The organism is Streptomyces sp. XY431, assembly GCF_001279805.1.
GTDB classification, from domain to species: Bacteria; Actinomycetota; Actinomycetes; order Streptomycetales; family Streptomycetaceae; genus Kitasatospora; species Kitasatospora purpeofusca.
The window spans coordinates 1-22,247 of sequence record NZ_LGDO01000059.1 but is presented as its reverse complement, the minus strand read 5'-3'; the positions used below and the strand labels follow the sequence as shown (position 1 = coordinate 22,247).

The 22,247-nt window shown below is 75.9% G+C and carries 17 protein-coding genes; 7 read left to right on the top strand and 10 right to left on the bottom strand.

The features are described 5' to 3' along the window. Positions 1 to 130: 130 nt before the first annotated feature. The 4 genes from ADK60_RS09370 to ADK60_RS09355 all read right to left on the bottom strand — a co-directional run bounded on the left by ADK60_RS09370 (position 131) and on the right by ADK60_RS09355 (position 5,004). Positions 131 to 1,555 (bottom strand): hypothetical protein, encoded by a 1,425-nt coding sequence (locus ADK60_RS09370; RefSeq protein WP_053644779.1) that lies wholly within the window; start codon positions 1,553 to 1,555, stop codon positions 131 to 133. Positions 1,556 to 1,626: 71 nt separating this feature from the next. After that, positions 1,627 to 3,033 carry an MFS transporter gene (locus ADK60_RS09365; protein WP_079008184.1) on the bottom strand — a complete coding sequence of 469 codons (1,407 nt, stop codon included), beginning with the start codon at positions 3,031 to 3,033 and terminating at the stop codon, positions 1,627 to 1,629. Between the two features lie 389 nt (positions 3,034 to 3,422). Next, entirely contained in the window at positions 3,423 to 4,409 is a 987-nt protein-coding gene (locus ADK60_RS09360) for a hypothetical protein (protein ID WP_053644777.1), read from the bottom strand. A 142-nt stretch (positions 4,410 to 4,551) separates the two neighbouring features. After that, complete coding sequence (locus ADK60_RS09355; protein WP_053644775.1) at positions 4,552 to 5,004, bottom strand: PPOX class F420-dependent oxidoreductase; 453 nt, start codon at positions 5,002 to 5,004, stop codon at positions 4,552 to 4,554. A 251-nt stretch (positions 5,005 to 5,255) separates the two neighbouring features. Between ADK60_RS09355 and ADK60_RS09350 the strand changes: the two genes are divergently transcribed. Together ADK60_RS09350 and ADK60_RS09345 are read left to right on the top strand one after the other, a co-directional pair. Beyond that, complete coding sequence (locus ADK60_RS09350) at positions 5,256 to 5,681, top strand: hypothetical protein (RefSeq protein ID WP_053644773.1); 426 nt, start codon at positions 5,256 to 5,258, stop codon at positions 5,679 to 5,681. 139 nt (positions 5,682 to 5,820) lie between these two features. Continuing rightward, positions 5,821 to 6,558, top strand: coding sequence for a class F sortase (locus tag ADK60_RS09345; RefSeq protein ID WP_053644771.1), 738 nt, complete (start codon positions 5,821 to 5,823; stop codon positions 6,556 to 6,558). Positions 6,559 to 6,653: 95 nt separating this feature from the next. On the opposite strand, the gene ADK60_RS09340 is transcribed toward ADK60_RS09345, so the two are convergent. Next, complete coding sequence (locus tag ADK60_RS09340) at positions 6,654 to 7,685, bottom strand: methyltransferase (RefSeq protein ID WP_053644769.1); 1,032 nt, start codon at positions 7,683 to 7,685, stop codon at positions 6,654 to 6,656. Between the two features lie 88 nt (positions 7,686 to 7,773). Further along, positions 7,774 to 8,874, bottom strand: coding sequence for a right-handed parallel beta-helix repeat-containing protein (locus ADK60_RS09335; RefSeq protein WP_053644767.1), 1,101 nt, complete (start codon positions 8,872 to 8,874; stop codon positions 7,774 to 7,776). A 245-nt stretch (positions 8,875 to 9,119) separates the two neighbouring features. On the opposite strand from ADK60_RS09335, the gene ADK60_RS09330 reads away from it, so the two are divergent. Beyond that, positions 9,120 to 10,112: a deoxyribonuclease IV gene (locus tag ADK60_RS09330; protein ID WP_079008183.1), complete on the top strand. Its 993-nt coding sequence runs from the start codon at positions 9,120 to 9,122 to the stop codon at positions 10,110 to 10,112. A gap of 98 nt (positions 10,113 to 10,210) precedes the next feature. On the opposite strand, the gene ADK60_RS09325 is transcribed toward ADK60_RS09330, so the two are convergent. Beyond that, positions 10,211 to 11,629 (bottom strand): lamin tail domain-containing protein, encoded by a 1,419-nt coding sequence (locus ADK60_RS09325; protein WP_053644765.1) that lies wholly within the window; start codon positions 11,627 to 11,629, stop codon positions 10,211 to 10,213. A gap of 360 nt (positions 11,630 to 11,989) precedes the next feature. Between ADK60_RS09325 and ADK60_RS09320 the strand changes: the two genes are divergently transcribed. Beyond that, entirely contained in the window at positions 11,990 to 14,086 is a 2,097-nt protein-coding gene (locus ADK60_RS09320; RefSeq protein WP_053644763.1) for an MMPL family transporter, read from the top strand. A 72-nt stretch (positions 14,087 to 14,158) separates the two neighbouring features. Beyond that, a complete protein-coding gene (gene sph, locus ADK60_RS09315) occupies positions 14,159 to 15,208 on the top strand; it encodes a sphingomyelin phosphodiesterase (RefSeq protein WP_053644761.1) in 1,050 nt (349 codons plus the stop codon). Between the two features lie 28 nt (positions 15,209 to 15,236). On the opposite strand, the gene ADK60_RS09310 is transcribed toward sph, so the two are convergent. From ADK60_RS09310 to ADK60_RS09300, 3 genes are all read right to left on the bottom strand, one after another. After that, on the bottom strand, positions 15,237 to 15,506 hold the full coding sequence (locus ADK60_RS09310; protein ID WP_053644759.1) for a hypothetical protein: 270 nt from the start codon (positions 15,504 to 15,506) through the stop codon (positions 15,237 to 15,239). A gap of 4 nt (positions 15,507 to 15,510) precedes the next feature. Beyond that, positions 15,511 to 18,717 (bottom strand): DEAD/DEAH box helicase, encoded by a 3,207-nt coding sequence (locus ADK60_RS09305; RefSeq protein ID WP_053644757.1) that lies wholly within the window; start codon positions 18,715 to 18,717, stop codon positions 15,511 to 15,513. A 107-nt stretch (positions 18,718 to 18,824) separates the two neighbouring features. Continuing rightward, a complete protein-coding gene (locus ADK60_RS09300; protein WP_053644754.1) occupies positions 18,825 to 20,492 on the bottom strand; it encodes an FAD-dependent monooxygenase in 1,668 nt (555 codons plus the stop codon). Positions 20,493 to 20,691: 199 nt separating this feature from the next. On the opposite strand from ADK60_RS09300, the gene ADK60_RS09295 reads away from it, so the two are divergent. Together ADK60_RS09295 and ADK60_RS09290 are read left to right on the top strand one after the other, a co-directional pair. After that, positions 20,692 to 20,883, top strand: coding sequence for a YegP family protein (locus tag ADK60_RS09295; RefSeq protein WP_045943738.1), 192 nt, complete (start codon positions 20,692 to 20,694; stop codon positions 20,881 to 20,883). A gap of 145 nt (positions 20,884 to 21,028) precedes the next feature. Further along, the coding region (locus ADK60_RS09290) for a glycosyltransferase family 4 protein (protein WP_107094559.1) at positions 21,029 to 22,247 on the top strand (1,219 nt) is incomplete at its 3' end.

Genomic DNA, 22,247 nt, shown 5'->3' with positions numbered 1-22,247 from the left:
GGGGTCGGGGGGGGTCGGGACGGGTCGGGGTGGTCGTGCCGGACCGGCCGGCGGCGTGGCGGCCGGCGAGTGGAGCGGTCCGGGGGTCTCGGGGCGGTGGAGGCTCGGGGCGGCGGGCCGACCCGGCGGGTCAGGCCCCGGTGCCGAGGTGGTGGCGCAGGGTCGCGAGCAGCGTCGCGAAGGCCGCCTCCGCCGCGGCGTCCGAGTAGCGCTCGCGGTCCCAGGCCAGCCGGACCAGGAGGTCCTCGCCGTGCGAGGCGGAGACCGCGATCGGCGCGGCGAGCGGACGGCCCGCGAGATGGACCTCGCGGCCGGCGGCCCCGCCCAGCACCAGCGGGGGCCGGCGGTGCAGGTCCTCGAAGGTGAGCAGTCCGTCGAGCGCGCCGGACCAGCTCGCCCCGGCGGAACGGGCCGCGCGCACCACCTCGTCGTACGGGGTGTCCGCGTGGTCGAGGTCGTCCCACCAGTCGGCGCCGAGCGCGTCGAGCGGGCGGGGCGGGCCGGGCGGCGCGGGGTGGACCAGGGTGTTGAGGAAACAGCCGAGCACCGGCGCGGTGTCTGCGGGACGGCCGCCCCACGGGTAGCCCAGCGCGAGCACCCGGTCGCCGCCGTCGAGCCGGTGCGCCGCGGCGGCCACGGCGTCCAGCAGGGCCGGGAAGACACCGCTCCGGGCGGCGCCGGTCACCGCAGGCAGCCGGTCCACGGCCATACCGGTCGACCGGGCGGCACCGGCCGGACCGCTGCTCTCCGGGGCATCGGCGAGGGCGCCGAGCCGGGCGGCCCAGTGCTGCTGGGCGGCCTCGCCCGCGGCCCGCGCCTCGGTGGCCAACTGGCCCTCCACCGCCGCCCGGTACTCCTCGACGGCCTCGGCCTGCCCCGCGCCGGGGGCGTCCTCGCCGCCGTCGGGGTCGGCATAGGCGGCGCCGAGCCCCTCGGTGACCAGGCCGAGCGACTGCTCGTCGCAGGCGGCGTGGTCCAAGGCCACGGCGAGCAGTTCCTCCTCGTCCTGCGGTCCGGCCGCCAGCAGCAGCCGCAGCGCCGGTCCGTCGGTAGGCCAGTCCAGCAGCGCCCGCAGCAGCGCCGCCCGGGCCGGACCGTCCGGCAGCCCGGCGGCGGTCCCCGCGTCGGCGGCTGGTCCGGGGGCGGAGGCTCCGGTGGCGGCGGCTCCGGCGGCGGCGGCTCCGGCGGCGGCGGCTCCGGCGGCGGCCGGGCCGGACGGGTCCACCTGCACCCGGGCCACCTCGACCGAGGGCTCGCCGAGCCGCAGCACCGGCGTACCGCGCAGCACCGTGAACTCGCCGCGCAGCGCCGGGTGCCGGCGGGCCAGCCGCAGCGCGGCGCGGCGCAGCCGGGGCAGGTCGACGGTGCCTCGGGGGAAGGCGAAGAACAGCGGGACGATGTCCGTCCGGGCCAGCCGGTCGCGATGGCGGGTGATCAGGAAGCGGCGCTGGGCGCCGGTGAGCGGGAGCAGCGGCGCCGGGTCGGGGCCGGTCCCGGCGGCGGAGGCGAGGGACCGGTAGCGGGTCAGGTAGGCGGCCGTGATGCTGGAGTGCACGGGAGGGTCTCCGCTTTCGGTTCGGGACGTCGGTGGGTCGGCGTGGTTCCGGGCCCGGTCGGGCGGCGCGTTCAGCGGGCCCTTCCGGCGTCGGCGGCGTCGCGCCCGGAGGCGCCGTCGGCGGCCAGGTCCCCGTCCGCGGCGGGCGGCACGTCCGCCGTCGGGGCGGCACCCGCGGTCGGGTCGTCGTCGTCCGCCGTCGGGCCGGCGTCCGCGCTCCCGTCCTCCGGTGGCGCGGACGGCAGGTCCCGCATCCCGCGCAGCGGCGAGAACAGCAGCGGCACCGGCACGACCAGGAAGCCCGCCGCGCAGAGCCAGAGCGCGGCGCGCGGACCGGCCTGCTCGGCGACGGCGCCGCCGAGCAGGGCGCCGAGCGGCAGGGTGCCCCAGACCAGGAACCGCATGGTCGCGTTCATCCGGCCGAGCAGCCGGGGCGGGCAGAGGCTCTGCCGGAAGCTCACCTGGGCGACGTTGTAGACCACCGCGCCGAACAGCACCGCCACCCCGCCGATCGCGAACAGCACCGCCCCCGTGCCCCCGTCCGCGAGCGGCCAGAGCAGTGCGAACGGGCCGGTGACCAGCGGGGCGAGCCAGATCAGCCGGGCCTGCCCGATCCGCGCGGCGAGCCGGCCCGCGCACAGCGCACCGGCGAGCCCGCCGACCGCCGAGGCCGAGAGCAGCACCCCGATCGCGGCCGGCGAGAGGTCCAGCACCCGCACCCAGAAGACGGTCTGCACGGCCATCAGCACCGCGCTGAACAGGTTGGACGCCGCGGTGGTGGCGGCGATCACCCGCAGCAGCGGGTGCCCCAGCACGAACCGCAGGCCCTCGGCGACGTCGGCCCGCAGCGAACGCCCGGGCTCGGGCGCGGGCAGCCGCTCCTCGGCCCGGATCCGGGAGAGCAGGGCCGCCGAGACGAGGAAGCCGAACGCGTCGGCGACGATCGCCAGCGGGGCGCCGAGCAGTTGGACCAGTCCGCCGCCCAGGCCGGGCCCGGCGATCTGCGCCGAGGACCGGACCGTCTCGATCGCCCCGTTGCCCGCCACCAGGCGGTCGCGCGGCAGCAGCACCGGGAGGAAGGACTGGTGGGCGACGTCGAAGAAGACCGTCGCCACCCCGGTGACCAGGGCCACCAGGTAGAGCTGGAGCAGGCCGAGCACGTCCAGCGCGGCGGCCACCGGGATCGAGCCGACGGCGAGGCAGCGCAGCACGTCGGCGCGGACCAGGACGGGAAGCTTGCGCATCCGGTCCAGCCAGGCGCCGGCGGGCAGGCCGACCAGGAGGAAGGCGGCGGTCTCGGCGGCGGTCAGCAGGCCGACCTGGAAGGGCGTGGCATCGAGTTCCACCACTGCCACCAGGGGCAGTGCGACCAGGGTGACCTGACTTCCCGCCTGCGCCGCGACGGCCCCCGAGAGCAGGAGGCGGAAGTCGCGGCGGGCCGACGGACCGGTACTGGGCAGGTGAGGCGTTTCGTTCATCAGTACGACCCTCGGTTACCGATTCGCTACCGGGCAACCGGCTGGCCGGATTCCGGCCCCCGCCCGAATCGGCCGGATACCGCCGCTCGCTCAGCCTTCCCTCACCCGCTCCTTATCCGGCCGCAAGGGCCGGAACGGGCACCCGCGGGCACGACCAGCGGCGTCGCGCCGAGCGGTCTTCCCGTTCGGGATGTCCACTCGGATGTCCGCTATTCGGACCATGGATTTCAGCCAGCGGACGCCCGCCCTCAACTTGGCCGGAACCCGGGGAGTGCTGACTTTCCGTCACCTGGCAGTGGTGCGGCCGTGATATCGGCACACGCACGCGGCCCCCGGACCGGGGTCGGTCCGGGGGCCGCGGGGCCTGCGGGGGCCTGCTGGGACGGCCGTCAGGCCGAGCCGAGGACGGCGTCCGGGGTGCGGCCCGCCTGGGCCTGCTCGATCCGGGCGACCAGCATCGCGGCCAGCCTCCGGGTGCCCGCCACGTCCACCGGACCGCCCTCGGTGGTGACGGTGGCGACCACCGTGCCGGCGCGCAGCACGATCGCCACGCCGTCCCGGCCCGCGAGCTGGCCCTGGAACGCGCGGCTCTCCGTCCCCAGCAGGCCGACGTCGGCCGGGCTGTACTTGGTGGCGTCGGCGTAGGCGCCGTACGCCTCCTTGTAGCGGTCCTGGGCCTGCGCCCGGCCGGGCAGGGTGTCGACGCCGAAGCGCACCACCACCTCGCCGGAGGCGAACCTCGCGGTACCGCTCAGCGGCTTGCCCTTGCAGGGCGCGGCGGCCGTGCAGGTGGTGGCGTGGTCGGCGGTGTCGACGCGCCGCTTCTCCTCCTCCCAGCCGGTCATCGCCTTCTGGTCGGGCAGCAGCAGGGCGACCAGCGCGGAGTCGAGCAGGGCGGTGTCCGAGTCCGGCCCGGTGGCCGGCTGTCCGGCCCCACCGGTCCCACCGGCCCCACCCGCTCCGCCGGCTCCACCGCCCGAAGCGCCCCCGGCGGTGGCCCCGGTCGTCGTTCCGGCGGTCCCGGAACCGGTCCCGGCCGTACCGGCCGTACCGGCGGACGAGCCGCCCGCCGTCGCCGCCCCGGGCGTGGCCGCACCCGGACCGGTGGCCCCGGCCGCCGGGGTACCGCCGGCCGCCGCACCACCGGCGGCCGCGTCGCCCGACGACGTGGCGGTCCCGGATCCGGCCGCCGCCGAGGGCGCGCCGGTGCCCCCGGTGGCCGCGCCGGCCGTCGTCCCGGGGCTCGCCGACGCGCCCGCCGTGCCCTTCGCCGCGTTCTCGGTGCTCGTCGAGCTCCCGGAACCGCAGGCGGCCAATGCCGCCAGCAGCGCACCCGTCGCCGCCGCGGCGGCCACCTTCCGACCGGCCGTGCCCATGTGCGCCCCTCTCGTGTCCGTGGCCCCTCAAGATAGACGCGGCCCCGGCCGACCGGTTCCCCGGGGCCGCCACCTCGGGGAACGGCCGCTCCGGGCGGGGCGGGCGAGGGCCGGGGGCGCTCGGCCGGGGCCGGAGGGGCCCTCAGCCGAGGCCGGCCGGGTCACTCCCGGGGGCGCCCGGCGGCAGCGGCTCGACCCCCACCACCCGGCTGATCCTCGTCGGCTCGACCAGCACCACCACCCGCCGCTCCCCCGGGATGCCCCAGCCGTACCGCTCCACACCGAGGTACGTGTGCGCCAGCCGGTCCATGTTCCGGACGGCCTCCTCGCCCTCCACGAACCGCACCGCCCGCCCCCGGATCTGCACCCGGTCGTACGGGTCCCGGGGGTCGGCGAGCGACAGGCAGACCCGCGGGTCCCGCCGCAGATTGCGCTCCTTGACCCGCCCCACGGAAGTGTTGAACAGCAGCAGATCCCCCTCCAGCCCCACCCACATCGGGCTCACATGCGGCGAGCCGTCGGCATTGACCGTGCCGACGTACCAGATGTGCCCCGCCTCGATCCGCTCACGGACGTCCTTCGAGATCTCGACCATGCGCCGAGTCTGCCCGCCCGCCCGGGCGCCACTCCCGCCCCTCGTACACGCACCTCACCCGGATCGCCCAGGGCACTCGGGTGAACACGCCCGGGACTCCACCCGAAGGGGTCACCCGCCGGGCCGGGGCTGCCGCCCTCCGGTGGCAGCGGGCGCCAGGGTGGTTGACGGTGAATCAGGCGCCCACTCCGCGAGTCCCCCGCCCGATGATGTGTCGGCGATCGCGGTACCGCGCCGGAAGGATCATCATCATGCGTTCTGCACGCACCCTGCTCGCCGGAGCAGCCGTCGCCGCCGTCCTCACCGTCGGTGCCCCGCTCGCCTACGCCGACGGCGCCGCCGACCAGGGCAAGAACCTCACCTGGCAGGAGAAGCAGGACAAGGCCGCCACCGCCGACGGCCAGAAGACCTGGGAGGAGAAGCAGCAGGGCTCCTCCAGCACCGAGGAGAGCAAGGGCTCCGAGGGCAAGGGCTCGGAGAGCAAGGGCTCCGAGGGCAAGAGCTACGAGAGCAAGGGCGAGGAGAAGACCCCGCACGGCGGCGTGCACACCGGCGGCGGCGGGCTGGCGCTCTCCGGCGGCGGCCTCGCCTCCGGCGCGGTCCTGCTGCTCGGCGGCCTCGGGGCGGGCGCGATCGCCCTGCGCCGCGGCCGCCGCACCGCCGACGCCGCCATCTGACCGCGCGCCGTTCCCGCCGCCTCCCCGTCGTGGCCCGCGCCCCGCGCGCCGGTCACGGCGGGGGCGTGCGGGGCGGCGCTCCGCCGTGTCCGGCCCGCGGCACCCCGAGCCCGGGCCGCTGAGAGGAGTACGAGCGACGATGGCCGGTCTGATCCCCGGTACGTCCCGGCTGCTGCGCGCGGGGATGGGCGCGGCCGCGGTCGGTCTGCTGCTGATCTACAACTCGGTGGACAGCGTCCCGGCGGAGGACGCGGCGGCCGCCGGGGCCGCACCCCCCGCCGCCGCCGCGTCCGCCGCACCGGGACCGGCACCGGGGTCCCCGGCAGCCACCGGCCCCGCCGCCCCGGCCTCCACCGCACCCGCGGCGGCCGGCCCGGCCCCCGCCGCGCCGGTCAAGGCGGCGGCGCCGCTGAAGCGCTCCAAGCCGACCAGGCTGCGGATCCCGCAGCTCAACGTGGACGCCCCCTTCACCGAGCTCACCCTGAGCCCCGCCGGCCAGCTCAACGCCCCGCCGCCGGACGACAAGAACCTGGTCGGCTGGTACCGCGACGGCGTCACCCCCGGCGAGCGCGGCGCCGCGGTGGTCGCCGGACACGTCGACACCACCAAGGGCCCGGCGGTGTTCCTGCTGCTCAGCCTGATGCTGCCGGGCAACAAGGTGGAGGTCCGGCGGGCGGACGGCACGGTCGCGGTGTTCTCGGTGGACGCCGTCGAGACCTTCGCCAAGGACGCCTTCCCCGACCAGAAGGTCTACGGGAAGACGCCCGACGCCCAGCTCCGGCTGATCACCTGCGGCGGCACCTACGACAAGAAGCGCCGCGACTACCTGGACAACGTGGTGGTCTTCGCGCACCTGGAGTCCAGCCGCAAGGCCTGAACCCCGCTCCGCGACACACGCACACACACGCACGACGCGGCCGCCGGTCCCCCCTCGGAAGGGGACCGGCGGCCGCGTCGTTCCGGCGGACCGGGTCAGCCGCGCACCACGGCCTCGAAGGCGTGCAGGTACGGGTTGACCGGGCGCACCTCCCGGACCTCCAGCCCGGCCTCGGTCATCAGCCGGACCATGCTCGCCTCGGAGTGCTTGGCGCCGCCGACGTTGAGCATCAGCATGAGGTCCATGGCGGTGGTGAAGCGCATCGAGGGGCTGTCGTCGACGAGGTTCTCGACCACCACGACCCGGGCGCCCGGGCGGGCCGCCGCGACCACGTTCGCCAGCGTCCGGCGGGTGCTCGCGTCGTCCCACTCCAGGATGTTCTTGATGATGTAGAGGTCCGCGACGACCGGGATCGCCTCCCGGCAGTCACCGGGGACCAGCCGGGCCCGGTCGGCGAACGCGCCGCCCTCGCGCAGCCGGGCGTCGGCGCCCGCGACCACCTTGGGCAGGTCCAGCAGGGTGCCGTGCAGCGCCGGGTGCTTCTCCAGCAGGCTGGCGAGCACATGGCCCTGGCCGCCGCCGATGTCGACCACCGCGTCGATCCCGGTGAGGTCCAGGTAGGCCGCGAAGTCGGCGGCGGACTGCCGGCTGGAGGTGGTCATCGCCCGGTCGAAGACCTTGGCGGACTCACCCCCGTCGCTGTGCAGGTAGTCGAAGAACTCCTTGCCGAACAGCTCGGGGAAGACATTGCGGCCGGAGCGCACCGCCTCGTCCAGCTTCGGCCAGGCCTCCCAGGTCCACGGCTCGGTGCACCACAGGGAGATGTAGCGGAGGCTGTTCGGCGCGTCCTCGCGCAGCAGCCGGGACATGTCGGTGTGGGTGAAGCGGTCGCCGTCGAGCTCCTCGAAGATGCCGTAGCAGGTGAGGGCGCGCAGCAGGCGGCGCAACTGGCGGGGCTCGGTGCCGAGCTCGGCGGCGAGGTCGGTGACGGGGGTGGGGGTGTCGCCGAGCGCGTCGGCGACGCCGAGCCGGGCGGCCGCGCGGACGGCGGCGGCGCAGGCGGCGCCGAAGACGAGCTCCCGCAGGCGCATGGCTGCCTGCGGGGTGGTGGCGGGTGCGGTGGTCATGGGGCCGGGTCTCTGCTTTCTGCGGGGGTCGGTGGAGGTGGGGGCGCGCCCTGGGGGCGCGGGCCGGGAGCCGGTCAGCAGTGGCCGGTCAGCAGTGGCCGACCGGCTCGGAGACCGCGCACTGGTTGCGGGCGAAGGAGTTGTCGGTGCCGGTGTCGCGGTCGGCGAGGTCGGCCGGCCCGTTGCCGAGCACGAGGTTGTCGGCGACGGTGTTGCGGGCGTTGGCCACCCCGACCACGCTGTGGACGAGCACGATGCCGCCGGAGAACGGCGAGGCGCCGACGTTGTCGCGGACCTCGTTCTCCGTCACCGAGGTCTCCTCGGCCCCGGTGAGCACGATCCCGGCGCCCTGGATGTGGTCGAGCCGGGGGTTCGGCGGGCAGTAGCGGTTGTTGGCGACGACCTGGTTGCGGGTCACGGTGAGTGCGCCGGCCCGGGGCACGCCCTCGTCGCCGACGACGAACACCCCGCCGCAGTTGCCGTGGATCCGGTTCCGCTCGACGCTCAGGTCGCGCAGCCGCCGGACGGTGACGCCGACCCGGTTGTCGGTCAGCAGGTTGGCGCTGACCAGGGTGCCGTCCGCGGAGAGGGCGCCGCCCTCGCTGTCCACGGAATTGGCGAGGAAGACACCGGACTGGCCGTTGCGGGTGGACTCGTTGGCGGTGATCACGCCCCGGGTCGACTTCTCCTGGCTGATGCCCTGCTGGCCGTTGTCGTGCACGTAGGTGGCGCGCACGGTCAGCCCGGTGGTGCCGGTGGCGCTGATGCCGTTCTTGCGGAAGCCGGTGACGGCGAGCGCCTCGACGGTGACGCCGGCGAGCGGACGCTCGTCGGTGCCGGCCACGCAGAGGCCGTGGCCGGCGGTCGCGCAGAGGGCGGCGCCGGCGGCGGCGGGCACGGGGAGGGACGCGTCGGCCGGAAGCAGCACGCTGTCCCGGCCCGCGCCGCGCAGGGTCAGGCCGGGCGTGGTGATCCGGACGCTGCCCCGGTACTCGCCGGGGAGCAACTGCACGGTGTCGCCGGGCAGTGCCGCGTCGACGGCCTGCTGAATCGATTCGCCGGGCCGGACCAGGTGCAGTTCGCCGGCGGCGCGGGCGGGCGCGGCGCCGACGGCGGTCAGCACGGTGGTCAGGGCGGTGGTGGCGGCGGCGGTGGCCGCGGCGAGGTGGTGGACCCGTCGCGTGGGCATGAGTGGTGACCTGCTTTCTGACGCGCCGACGCGGGGGCGCGCTCGCGGGGACGTCGGCACGATGACGCGGGGTGGTCGGAGGGTGACGGCCGGTGGGTGTCGGCCGAACCGACGCTAGGGGCGGGCGGGAGGCCCCGCCACCAGGGTTGGGCTGCCGGGCTGACGGGGCGTCGGCCGGTCGGGGCACGGCCCGGGCACCGGCCCGGCCGACGGCGGACCGCCGTCCGCGTGCCATGCTCGGAGCCATGAGCACCAGCACCGCCGCAGTCACCACCCCCGCCGCCCCCGTAGCCGCCACGACCGCCGACCTCCCCGACCCGGCGGTCCGCAACCCGATCGGCGCCCATGTGCCGGTGGCCGGCCGCGGTCTGGCCGGCACCGGCCTCGCGTACGCCGGGCGGGTGGGCGCCGAGACGGTGCAGGTGTTCGTCGCGAATCCGCGCGGCTGGGCGACGCCGACCGGCAACCCGGCGCAGGACGCGGAGTTCCGCGAGTCCTGCGCGGAACGGGCGGTCCCCGCGTACGTGCACGCGCCGTACCTCATCAACTTCGGCTCGGACAACCCGGTGACCAGGGAGCGCTCGGCCGACTCGCTGCGCCACTCGCTGCGGCGCGGGCACGCGATCGGCGCGCTCGGTGTGGTGCTGCACACCGGGTCGGCGGTCGGCTCCGCCCCGGGCGGCGGCTCCCGGCGGGCCGAGGCGATGGCCCAGGTCCGCGAGGACGTGCGGCGGCTGCTGGACGAGCTCGACGCGCTCGGCGAGGACGCGCCGTGGCTGCTGCTGGAACCCACGGCCGGCCAGGGCAGCTCGCTCTGCGCGCGGATGGAGGACCTCGCCGGGTACGTGGAGGCACTGGACGGCCACCCGAAGGTCGGGGTCTGCCTGGACACCTGCCACGCCTTCGCGGCCGGCCACGACCTGGCGGCGCCGGGCGGTGTCCGGGCGACCCTGGACGCGTTGGTCGAGGCCGCCGGACCGGGCCGGCTGCGGCTGATCCACGCCAACGACTCCGAGGACGCGGTCGGCGCCCGCAAGGACCGGCACGCCAACATCGGCGCCGGCCTGATCGGCGCCGAACCGTTCCGCGAGCTCTTCGAGCACCCGGCCACGGCCGGCGTCCCCCTGATCGTGGAGACCCCGGACCGCAAGCACGGCGGCGAGGGCGCCGGCCACAGCCTCGACATCACCGCCCTGAAGCGGCTCCGCTCCCGCGCGGCCGCCCCGCAGGTGGTGTGACGGCCCGCAACGCCCGCGCCTCCCGCCCCCCGCGCCTCCCGCAACGGCGGCGGCCCCGAGCCGGTGGCTCGGGGCCGCCGCGCGCGGCAGGGCGGGGATCAGCAGGTGATGGTGCCCCTGCGGAGGGCGTGGCCCCCGGTGTTGCTGTCGTCGGACCAGTAGACGGGCTTGCTGCCGCCGACGCACTCGGCGGCACCGGCGATCGCGAAGCCCTCGTTGTTGAGGTTGGACATCCCGGTCGGGCGGTTGAAGACGGCGGTGGTGGCGAAGGCACCGGAGGCGTTGACCTTCAGGGTGCGGTGCTGGCCGTTGCAGGTGTCGTCGCATACCACCCACAGGCGCGAGGTCTGCGGCTCCCACTGGACCTCCATCACCCCGGCCAGGCCGGTGCTGATCGAGGCGACCTTGGTGAAACTGCCGCTGTCCTGGAGGACGAAGCCGTGCACGGCGCCGGTGCCCTCGACCCCGACGAAGAACACCCCGCCGGTGTGGGCGGCGTACCCGGCCGGGTCGTAGGCCGCGCCGGTCGACTCGTCCTTGAAGCCGGCGGCGGTCAGCGCGCCGTCCGGGACCCAGGTGATGCCCTCCAGGCCGAGGTTGGAGCCGACCGAGGGCAGGCTCGCGGTGAGGTTCCACTCCTTGGCGGCGGTCAGCGTGCTGCCGGTGCCGCTCACGTCGTAGCGCAGGACGGACAGCCGGCTGGTGCCGGACGCGTCGCCGTTGCGCTCGCTGGAGACGAAGACGCCGCCCGCCGCCCCGGCGGAGGTGACGGTCACGCCCTCACTGTCGGGGCTGCCGGTGCCGCCCGGGAAGCGCAGCGTCTTGCCGGAGCTCCAGCCGGAGGCCGTGTCGGGGGTCCAGCCGCCGGAGCCGTCGGGGAGCAGGCGCCAGAGCTTGCCGGAGTTCTGCGCGCCCCACAGCACGCCGCCGTCCTGGTAGAGGCCGCTGAGGTCGGTCCCGAAGACGTTCGAGGCGTCGGCGGTGGCGACGCTGCTGCTGCCGGGCCAGGCCACCGGGGTGCCGCCGCCGGAGCCGCAGCTGTTGGCCGCGCCCAGGGTGAGCTGGGCCTGGGCGAAGGCGCCGGTGCCGTCGGGACAGCGCGACCAGGACGGCGCGGAGTGGGTGCTCCAGGTGAAGCTGTCGACCAGGGTGCTGCCGTTCGGCAGGTACAGCCGGGCCTTGTCCGCGGAGCCGAGGCCGAAGGCGTTGTGGACGTCGAAGGCCTTGAACGCGCCGGCGGCGAGGGTGGTGCCGGCGGCGACCTTGTAGCTGGAGCTGTTGTTGTCGTCCTTGAGGACCCAGCCCGAGATGTCGACGGCGGCGGTGCCCTTGTTGACGAGCTCGATCGAGTCGTTGACGGATCCGGTGGTCACCACCTCGTTGATCCGGATGTCGTCGGCCGGCGCGGCCGTGGCCGGGGACGCCCCGAGCACGCCGGTGGCCAGCACGGGGCCGAGGGCGGTGGCGAGGAGGAGGGCGAGGCTGCGGCGCCGACGCGGTGCGCGCGATGCGGTCACGATGTCCGTCCTGGGGGGAAGGGAGGGAAGGGCTGACAGGGCGCCACCACCGTCCCGGTGGCCCGCCAACACAGCGACGCCGGGAGGCGAGCGCGGTATGAACGACGGAAGAACCACGGCACGCCGGGACCACCCTCGCACCGCCCGCGCGCACCCGCCCCACCCGACCCACCGGTCCCGGGCCGGGATCGGGCTAGGACCGGGCTCGGCCCGCGCCCGGACACCGGATGACACACGGTCGGCGGCCCGCCGGTGCCGCTCGGGCTGCCGGGTCCGGGGGCCGGTGCCAGGCTGGAGCGGACGATGCCGACACGTGGTGCCGACCCGCGCCGCCGCAGCCCCGAGAACGGTGGTCCCCCGATGAGCCCGACCCGGAGACTGGCCGAGCTGCCGTGCGGACACCGCAGCAAGTGGGTGGTGCTGGCCCTGTGGCTGGTCCTGCTGGTGGCGGCGGGCCCGCTGGCCGGGAAGCTCACCGACGTCGAGGACAACCAGGCGTCCAGCTGGCTGCCCGGCAACGCCGAGTCCACCCAGGTGCTCGACGAGCAGCGCGCCTTCCAGCCGGTGGACACCGCCCAGGCGGTGGTGGTCTACGTCCGGGACGGCGGCATCACGCCCGCCGACAAGGTCGAGGCGGCCAAGGACGCTCTGGCCTTCGCCTCCGCCCCGCACGTGGTCGGCCCGGTGACCGGGCCGGTGGAGTCCGCCGACGGCCAGGCGCTGCAGACCATCGTGTCGGTGGACATCGGCACCGGCGGCTGGCAGGACCTCCGCCCGGCGGTGGACAGCCTGCGCGCCACCGCCGCCGACAACAGCCTCGGCATGACCACCCATGTCACCGGCCCGGCCGGGGTCGGCGCCGACCAGGCCGAGGCCTTCGCCGGGATCGACTCCACCCTGCTCGCCGCCACCGTCGCGGTGGTGATCGTCCTGCTGCTGCTCACCTACCGCAGCCCGGTGCTGTGGATGCTGCCGCTGTTCTCCGCGGCCGGGGCGCTGGTGGTCGCCCAGGCGGTGATCTACCTGCTGGCCGACCACGCCGGACTGACCGTCAACGCGCAGAGCGCCGGCATCCTCATCGTGCTGGTGCTCGGCGCGGGGACGGACTACGCCCTGCTGCTGACCGCCCGCTACCGGGAGGAGCTGCGCCGGCACGAGGACCGGCACGAGGCGATGGCCTTCGCCCTGCACCGGGCCGGTCCGGCGATCCTCGCCTCCTCCGCGACCGTGGTCGCCTCGATGCTCTGCCTGCTGGTCGCGGAGATGAACTCGACCAGCGGCCTCGGCCCGGTCTGCGCGATCGGCGTCCTGGTGGCGCTGGCCGCGATGCTGACCCTGCTGCCCGCGCTGCTGGTGATCCTCGGGCGCTGGGTGTTCTGGCCGGTGAAGCCCGCCTTCGGCACACCGGAACCGACCCGCTCCGGACGCTGGGCGCACGTCGGGGAGTGGATCGCGCAGCGGCCGCGCAAGGTGTGGATCGGTACCGCGCTCGCCCTGGCGGCCTGCTGCGTCGGACTGGTCTCGCTGAACGCCACCGGGCTCAGCACCGCCGGCAGCTTCACCGGGACGCCGGACTCGGTGGTCGGCCAGCAGGCCCTGGAGGCGCATTTCCCGGCCGGCACCGGCGCGCCGCTGACCGTCGTCTCCGCGGCCGCCGAGAGCGGCGCGGTCCGCGAGGCGACCCGCGCGACTCCCGGGATCGCGAGCACCACGGAGCCGACGTTCCACGAGGGGCGGGCGCTGTTCCGGGCGACCCTCACCGACCCGCCGGACAGCCAGGCCGCCAAGGACACCGTGGACCGGCTGCGGACCGCCGTGCACGCGGTGCCGAACGCCGACGCCCAGGTGGGCGGTTCGACGGCGGTGATCCTGGACGCCGGCCGGGCCGCGACCTCCGACAACCGGACCATCATCCCGCTGGTGCTGGGCGTGGTGCTGGTGATCCTGGCCCTGCTGCTGCGCGCGGTCACCGCGCCGCTGGTGCTGATCGCCACCGTCGTGCTCTCCTACGCCGCCGCGCTCGGCATCAGCGCGTTCTTCTTCGAGCACGTCTTCCATTTCGAGGGACAGGACAACTCCTTCCCGCTGTTCGTCTTCGTGTTCCTGGTGGCCCTGGGCATCGACTACAACATCTTCCTGATGACCCGGGTGCGCGAGGAGGCCACCCAGCTGGGCACCCGGCGGGGCGCGGTGGCCGGACTGGCCGCGACCGGCGGCGTGATCACCTCGGCCGGCCTGATCCTGGCCAGCACCTTCGCCGTGCTGGGCACCCTGCCGGTGGTGGGCTTCGCCGAGATCGGCTTCGCGGTGGCCCTCGGCGTGCTGCTGGACACCCTGGTGGTGCGCTCCGTCCTGGTGACCGCGCTGACCGTCGACCTGGACCGGCACATGTGGTGGCCGAGCGCGTTGTCCGGACAAGTTCCTCCGTCCGAGAAGGAGTTGGCCAGACAGCTTTAAGTTACCAATGAGTTCATATGGTTATCGTTCACTGTCTGGACGAGCGTGGCCGGATCTCGCTTCACTGCGCACATGCCAACTCCCTCCACGCGCCGCCCCGGCGCGCGCCTCGCCGCGGTGTGCACCGCTGCCGCCGCCCTGCTCGCCCCGCTCGCCGCCGCGCCGAGCGCCCTCGCCGCCCCCGCAGAGGGCACCGACCGGGCCGCTACCGCCCAGGCCGCTACCGCGCAGGCCGCCGCGCTGCCGACGGTCCCGGCGCTCAAGGTGCTGACGTACAACATCTTCCTGATGAGCAAGAGTCTCTACCCCAACTGGGGCCAGGACTACCGGGCCAAGGCCATCCCGGCCACCGACGTCTTCCAGGGCCAGGACGTCGTGGTGCTCCAGGAGGCCTTCGACAACGCCGCCTCCGACGCCCTGGTGGCCCAGGCCTCGGCGCAGTACCCGTACCACACCCCCGTGGTCGGCCGCTCGACCAGCGGCTGGGACGCCACCTCCGGCAGCTACAGCTCCACCACGCCCGAGGACGGCGGGGTCACCCTGCTCAGCAGGTGGCCCGTCCTCCGCAAGGAGCAGTACATCTTCAAGGACGCCTGCGGGGCGGACTGGTGGTCCAACAAGGGCTTCATCTACGCCGTGCTGAACGTCAACGGCGTGCGCACCCACGTGATCGGCACCCACCTCCAGTCCACCGACTCGGGCTGCTCGGCCGGCCAGCCCGCCACCGTCCGGGCCGCCCAGCTCAAGGCGATGAAGGCGTTCGTCGACGCCAAGAACATCCCGGCCGCCGAGCCGATCGTGCTCGCCGGTGACCTCAACATCGACTCGCACGGCAGCGAGTACCCGTCGCTGCTGGCCAACGCGGGCGTGGCACCGGCCACCACCCGCGACGGCTGGGTCAACTCCTTCGACACCGCGGACAATTCGATCGCGGCCTACCGCTACCCCGGCGAGCCGAAGGAGGACCTCGACTACGTCCTCTACCGCGCCGACCACGCGCGCCCGGCCGCCTACACCAACTCGGTGGTCCGCTTCCACAGCGCACCCTGGACGGTGAGCAGCTGGGGCACCAGCTACACCTACAACGACCTGTCGGACCACTACCCGGTCACGGCGGGCTGAGCCACGGGCGCGCGGCGGTCCACCGGGGTCAGCCGGCCCCGGTGAACCGCCGGTAGGCGGCGGCCAGTCCGGCCTCCAGCGGGCGGCCGCGCACCGTGATGCCGGAGGGGCCCAACTCGTCCAGGGCGGTGGGTGTTCCGTCCTGCTCGGAGTCGACCGGGGCCGGCACCCGGCCGCGCCAGTAGACGTCGAGCAGCTCGGCGAGCGGCCGGTCGGCGCGGTGCTCCGGACGGCGGTCGGCACCGCGTTCGGGGTGGCGGTCCGGGCGGCGCTCCGAAGGGCGTTCCGAAGAGGTCACGGGCTCACACTCCGATCGTGTCGGCGGACAGGGTGAGCAGCTCCCGCAGCCGCTCGGCCGGGAGTTCGGCCAGCCACTGCTCGTCGGCGCCGAGCGCCGCCTCGGCCAACGTCCGCTTGGCGGTGAGGAGTTCGTCGATCCGCTCCTCGACCGTGCCCGCGCAGACCAGCCGCCGCACCTGCACGTCACGGCGCTGCCCGATCCGGTGCGCGCGGTCGGTGGCCTGGTCCTCGACCGCCGGGTTCCACCAACGGTCCAGGTGCACCACCTGGTTGGCGGCCGTCAGATTGAGCCCGGTGCCGCCCGCCCGGAGCGACAGCAGGAACACCCGCGGCCCGTCCGGCGACTGGAAGCGCTCGACCATGGCGTCCCGTCGCCCGCGCGGCACGCCGCCGTGCAGATAGAGCACCTCCTCGCCCAACTTCCGCCGCAGATACGGCCGGAGCATCGCACCGAACTCGGCGTACTGGGTGAACACCAGCGCCCGGTCCCCCTCGGCCAGCGCCTCCGTCAGCAGCTCCACCAGCCGCTCCACCTTGCCCGAACGGCCCGCCACCGCCGTGCCGTCGTGCAGCAGCTGGGCCGGGTGGTTGCACACCTGCTTGAGCCGGCCGATCGCCGCCAGCACCGCGCCCTTGCGCTCGACGCCGCGCAGCCCGCCCAGCCGCTCCAGCAGATCGGTCACCACCGCCCGGTAGAGCCCGGCCTGCTCGGCGGTCAGCGAGCAGCTGACGGTGAACTCCTGCTTGGCGGGCAGGTCCTGGACGATCTGCGGATCGCTCTTGCGGCGGCGCAGCAGGAACGGGCCGGTGACCCGCCGCAGCAGGGCCGCCGCGTCCACGCTGCCGGTCTGCTCGACCGGGTTGGCGAACCGCTCCCGGAACGACTCCGGGCTGCCGAACAGCCCCGGGTTGGCGAAGTCCAGGACGGCGTGCAGATCGGCCAGCCGGTTCTCCACCGGGGTGCCGGTGAGCGCGATCCGCGGGCCGGAGCGCAGCGAGCGCAGTGCCCTGGACTGCCGGGCCGAACGGTTCTTGATGTGCTGCGCCTCGTCGGCGACGATCCGCCGCCAGTGGATCCGGCGCAGCTCGGCGGCGTCCCGCTGGACCACCCCGTACGTGGTGATGACCAGGTCCGGGAGGTCGGCGGAGCTGTCGAGGCCGAGGCCGGCGCCGGGCGCGACCGGGGCGGGCGCGGTGCGGTCGGGGCCGTGGTGGACGTGCACCCGCAGCCCGGGCGCGAAGGCGGCGGCCTCCCGGCGCCAGTTGCCGACCAACGACATCGGACAGACCAGCAGCACCGGGCCGCGGGCCCCGCGTTCCCGCTCCAGGGCGAGCAGGGCCAGGGTCTGCACCGTCTTGCCGAGGCCCATGTCGTCGGCCAGCACGGCGCCGAGGCCGAGCCGGCCGAGCGCGTCCAGCCAGGCCAACCCGCGCCGCTGGTACGGGCGGAGGGTTCCGGTGAAGCCCTCGGGCAGCTCCGGGACCCGGTCCGCCGGGCCCGGCCGGCCGGCCAGCAGGTCGCCGATCGGCCCGGCCGCCCGCACCTCGGTGACCGGCAGCCCGTCCACCACCGCGCCGTCGTCCACGGCCAGCCGCAGCAGCTCGACCGGCGCCATGGTGCCGGTGCCGTGCTCGGCCAGGAACCTCACCGCGACGGCGAGTTGGTCCAGATCGACCTCGACCCAGCGGCCCCGCAGCCGGACCAGCCCCTGCTGGGCGGCGGCGAGATCGGCCAACTCCCGCTCGGTCAGGGTGACGTCGCCCAGGGCGAGCCGCCACTCGAAGGCCAGCACGGCGTCCCGGTCGACCTGTGCGAGGCGCCGCACGGCGGCCGGGCCGTCGGCGGGCGCGCCCGCCGTCAGGACCAGACCGAGCCGGGGTCGGCGCTGCCACCACGCGGGCAGCAGCACGCCGAAGCCGGCGGCGGTGAGCGCGGGCGCGTCCTCGCGCAGGAAGCGCAGGGCGCCGGCCCGGCCGAGCCGGGCCTCGGTGGGGAAGGTACCGGTGAGCAGGGCGCGCAGCTCCGGGGCGACCCGGACGGCGCGGGCCAGCTCCTCGTGGAAGGCCTCGACCGGATCGCCGGCCCCGGCGGGGACGGCGTCGGCCAGGGCCTCCCGGGCCGGGTCGCCGGCGCCGGGACGCAGCGCGGCGGCCGGGACCACCAGGGACGGGCGGTCGACGGCGCGGACCAGCAGGTCCAGCCGCCAGGAGTCGGCGGCGGCGTCCGGGTCGGCGACGTCCGGGTGGTCGGCGACGTCCGGGTGGTTGGCGACGTCCGGGTCTGCGTCGTGGCCGAGCGGCTCGGTGAGACGGAAGTCGAGCCGCAGCGGCCCGTCCGCCGGGCGGGCCGTCTGCCAGGCCGCGAGCCGTTCGGGCAGTCCGGCGGGCGGCGTCTGGCCGAGCCGCCCGTCGGGCGAGTGCAGGGCGGCGAGGAACGGCTCGGCGGGCGGGTCGAGATCGGCCAGGGCGACCCGGGCCTCCTGGTCTACCAGGGCGTCCAGCACCCCGGTGAACAACGCGGCGGCGGTCGGCGGCGCGGACGTGCCGGGCGGGCCGTCGGCGGAGGCCGCCGCCGGGTGCTCGGCCCGGCACACCGGCGGACAGCCCGCGACCAGCGCGGCCGACTCCCGGCGGGCCGGCGCGTCCGGCGCGGGCCGCCAGCGGGCGTACCACTCCCCCGCCTCCTCGACCGGCACCGGCAGCAGCCGCCCCCGCCCGACCAGCCGCCACGCCAGGTCGTGCACGGCGGCCAGCCAGCGCACCGAGGCGCCGTACGCCAGCTCGGCCGGTGTGCCGTCCGGCAGCTGGACGGTGGCGCCCGGCCAGTGCGGGTCGTGCAGCGCGCCGAGCAGCTGGGCGGCCTGCGAGCGGTCGAAGAGCAGCGCGGGCACCCGCCACGGGCTCAGCCCCACCCCGCGCGAGGCGGCCCCGACCGGCAGGTCCGGCGACGGCACGGGCCGCCCGCCGAGGCTGGGCAGCAGCAAGCCGGTCCACCGCTCGACGGCCTGGTCGGCCAGCCACCCGAGCCCCGGCCCGACCGTCCCCAGCAGCCGCGCCACCTCCCCGGCCGGGCAGGCGAACGGGTGCGCCGTCCCACCCCGGTCGGCCCGGTCGCCGGGCTCGTACGCATCGCCCCGGTGGACCGCCGCGTCCTCCGCCCAGACGGCGAGCCGGCCGTCGGCTCGCCAGAGCGCGTGCAGGGCGTACATCGGTGGGCGGAACCTCTCCACGGGACGGGTCTTCCACCCTAGCCCGCACCTCCGACAACACCCGGTGAGGGCGTCCGGCCTGCGGCGCGGCAGCCGTGGGCCACCGGCTACCGGAAGGTGCGGCGCAGGTGGGCGGTCAGGTCGACGGGGGTCGGGTCGGGCAGCCGGGTGGCCAGGTAGCCGTCCGGGCGGACGAGGAACGCCTCGCCGTCGGCCGGTGCATAGGCAGTACGGAATGAGCCGGCGGCGTCCCGCGCGTACGGCAGCAGCAGCCCCTCCGGCGGCGCCGGGGCGTCCCCGGCCAGCACCACATGGACGTCCAGCAGGCCGTGCGCCGCCGCGCGGGCCGCGTCGGCGAGCGTGTGCAGGCGCTCCGCCCGCGCCGCACCGTCGGCCCCGGCGCCCGCGTACAGCAGCAGCGTGTGGTGCGGACGGGCCCGCAGCAGGTCGAACAGCCGCTGGGGGAAGGCGGTGAGCGGCCGTGCCAGCCCGGTGCAGTCGGGCGCGCGGTCCCCGGCCCGCGGTCCGGTGCCGGTCGCGTCGGCCGCATCGGTCGCATCGTCCTCGTCACCGAGCGGTCCGCCCCGGTAGTTCACCAGCAGCTGGGCCTGGCGCAGCAGCACCGTGGTGAGATCGTCGGCGTCCGCCTCGCCCCGGGCGTGCCGCACGGTCCGGCCGACCACCTCCGCCCCGACCGGGTGGCGCTCGGCGTGGTAGCTGTCGAGCAGCCCCTCGGCGGCGGCCCCGCGCAGCGCGAGCGCGAGCTTCCAGGCCAGGTTGTAGGCGTCCTGCACGCCGGTGTTCATGCCCTGGGCCCCGGTGGGCGGGTGGATGTGCGCGGCGTCGCCGGCCAGGAACACCCGCCCGACCCGGTACCGGTCGGCCAGCCGGTGGCTGATCCGGAAGACCGAGGACCAGCGCAGCGCCCCCGCCGTGACGGGCCGGGGCGAGAGCCGGTCGAGCACCGCCTGGATGTCCGCCAGTCCGGGCCCCCGTCCGCCCGCCAGACCGTGGGTGACCTCCCCGGCGGCCGCGCCGTCCACCGCGCCGTCCGCCGCGTCCTCCGGCCCGGACGGGACCAGCATCGACATCCGGTAGCGGCGGTGCCCCGGCAGCGGGATGCAGACGAGCACGTCGTCGGGCGCGCCGTCACCGCTGCGGCGCAGGCACCGCACGCCGTAGCCCCCGGGCAGGTCCCAGTCGACCTCGACGTCCCCGAGCATGTACCGCTCCGGGAACGCGTCGCCCGCGAAGTCGACGCCGATCGCGCGGCGCACCCGGCTGTGCGCGCCGTCGCAGCCCAGCACGTACCGCGCGCGCAGCACGGCCCGACCGTCCGGGGTCGCCAGTTCGGCCCGGACGTGGTCGTCGCCCTGGTCGAGGCCGAGCAGCTCGGTGCCCCGCTCGACCCGCGTCCCGAAGCCGGCCAGGTGCTCGGTGAGCAGCCGCTCGGTGGTGTCCTGCGGGAGCGCGGCGAACCGGTAGGGCACCTCGGCGGGCAGGTCCAGCTCCAGCCGCGGGCCGGGCTCGCCGTCGACGAAGGTGAGCTGGCCGAGCAGCGGCACGGCCTCGTCGAGGACCCGGCCGACCAGCCCCATCGCCTCCCACACCTCCAGGGTGCGGGGCTGGATGCCGACGGCCTTGGCGTACGGCTGGGGCCGGTCCAGCCGGTCGACGATCCGGCAGCCGACGCCGCGGCGGCGCAGTTCGGCGGCGGCCGTCAACCCGACCGGTCCGGCGCCCACGACCAGGACCTCCGTCTCGGTGTCCGCCATCACCGCTCCTCGGTTGCCGGGACCGTTCCCCTGACTCCAGGCTGCCGCGCCCGCTCCCGGGCCCGCCACTCGTGACGCGGGCCCGGGAGCGGCGGGGCCGCGGCGCACGGCACCCGAACGCGTCATCTGACGGGCAGGGCCGGGTGATTGCTCCTACGTTGCGTTGCGAGGGGGCCACCGAAGGAAAGGCGAACACTCCATGGCCGGCAAGTTCGAGCTGTACACCGACGACAGCGGCATGCACCGGTTCCGACTCAAGGCGAGCAACGGGACGGTCGTGGTGACCGGCGACCCGCAGGAGAACCGGGACGACTGCCTCAAGAGCATCGAGTCGATCCGCAAGCTCGCGCCCTACGCGGAGCTGAAGGAGGCGGCCGCAGGAGTGGCCTGAGCGGCTCGTTGACGTCTCGGTGACGTCTCGCTGATGCCCCCAGGAGGGCGGGACGCGGGTCGGTGGCACAATTCGCCGACCCGCGTTCGTTTGTACGACAGATCCCTTTGGCCGCCTGCACGCCGGACCCGGACAGAACACTGGCATGCGTGTCGTCATCGTCACCGAGTCCTTTCCCCCCGAGGTCAACGGCGTCGCCCACAGCGTGCTGCGCACCGCCGAGCACCTGCTCCGCCGGGGACACCAGCCGCTCGTCGTCACCCCGGCGCCCGCGCGCGGCGCGCAGAGCCCCTCGCACACCTTCGGCGCCGGCGGCGTGCCGGACGAGCTGCCGGTGGTGCGGGTGCCCTCCGTGCCGCTGCCCGGCTACCCGCAGGTCAGGATCGCGCTGCCGAGCCGCCAGTTGGCCGCCGCGATCCAGGGCCACCGGCCCGACCTGGTCCATCTGGCCAGCCCGTTCGTGCTCGGCGCGCGCGGTGCGCAGGTCGCCGCCCGGCTCGGCCTGCCGGTCGTCGCCGTCTACCAGACCGACCTCGCCGGGTACGCGCACGCCTACCGGGCCGGGCGCGGGCTCGGCGAGGCCGCCGCCTGGCACCGGATCCGCACCGTCCACGGCCTCGCCGCCCGGACCCTCGCGCCGTCCACCCCCGCCGCCCAGGACCTCACCGCGCACGGGGTCTCCCGGGTCCAGCTGTGGCCGCGCGGCGTGGACTCGGCCCGCTTCCACCCCCGCCACCGCGACGAGGCGCTGCACCGGGCGCTCGCCCCCGGCGGCGAGGTGCTGGTCGGGTACGTCGGGCGGCTCGCGCCGGAGAAGCGGGTCGACCTGCTGGCCGAGACCGCGACCCTGCCCGGCGTCCGGGTGGTGGTCATCGGTGACGGGCCCTCCGCGCCCGGGCTGAAGGCCGCCATGCCGGGCGCGGTCTTCCTCGGCCGGCGCACCAGCGAGGAACTGGCCCGATGTTTCGCGACCCTGGACGTGTTCGTGCACACCGGGCCGCTGGAGACCTTCTGCCAGACCATCCAGGAGGCGATGGCCAGCGGGGTCCCGGTGATCGGCCCGGCCGCCGGCGGACCGCTCGACCTGGTGGCGCACCACCGCACCGGCCTGCTCGTCCCGCCCCGCGACGGCACGGCGGTGGCCAGGGCGGTGACCGCGCTGGCCGGGGACGCGGAGCTGCGGGCGGCGTACGGGCGCGCCGGGCGGGCGGAGGTGACGGCGCGTACCTGGGAGGCGGTCGGGGACCTGCTGCTGCGGCACTACGCCGAGGTGCTGGCGGAGCACCGCGGGGTGGCGGTCGCGGACCTCGCGGTCGCGGACGTGGCGGGGGCGGCCCCGACCGCAGGCCCCGTCCCGCCCCCGG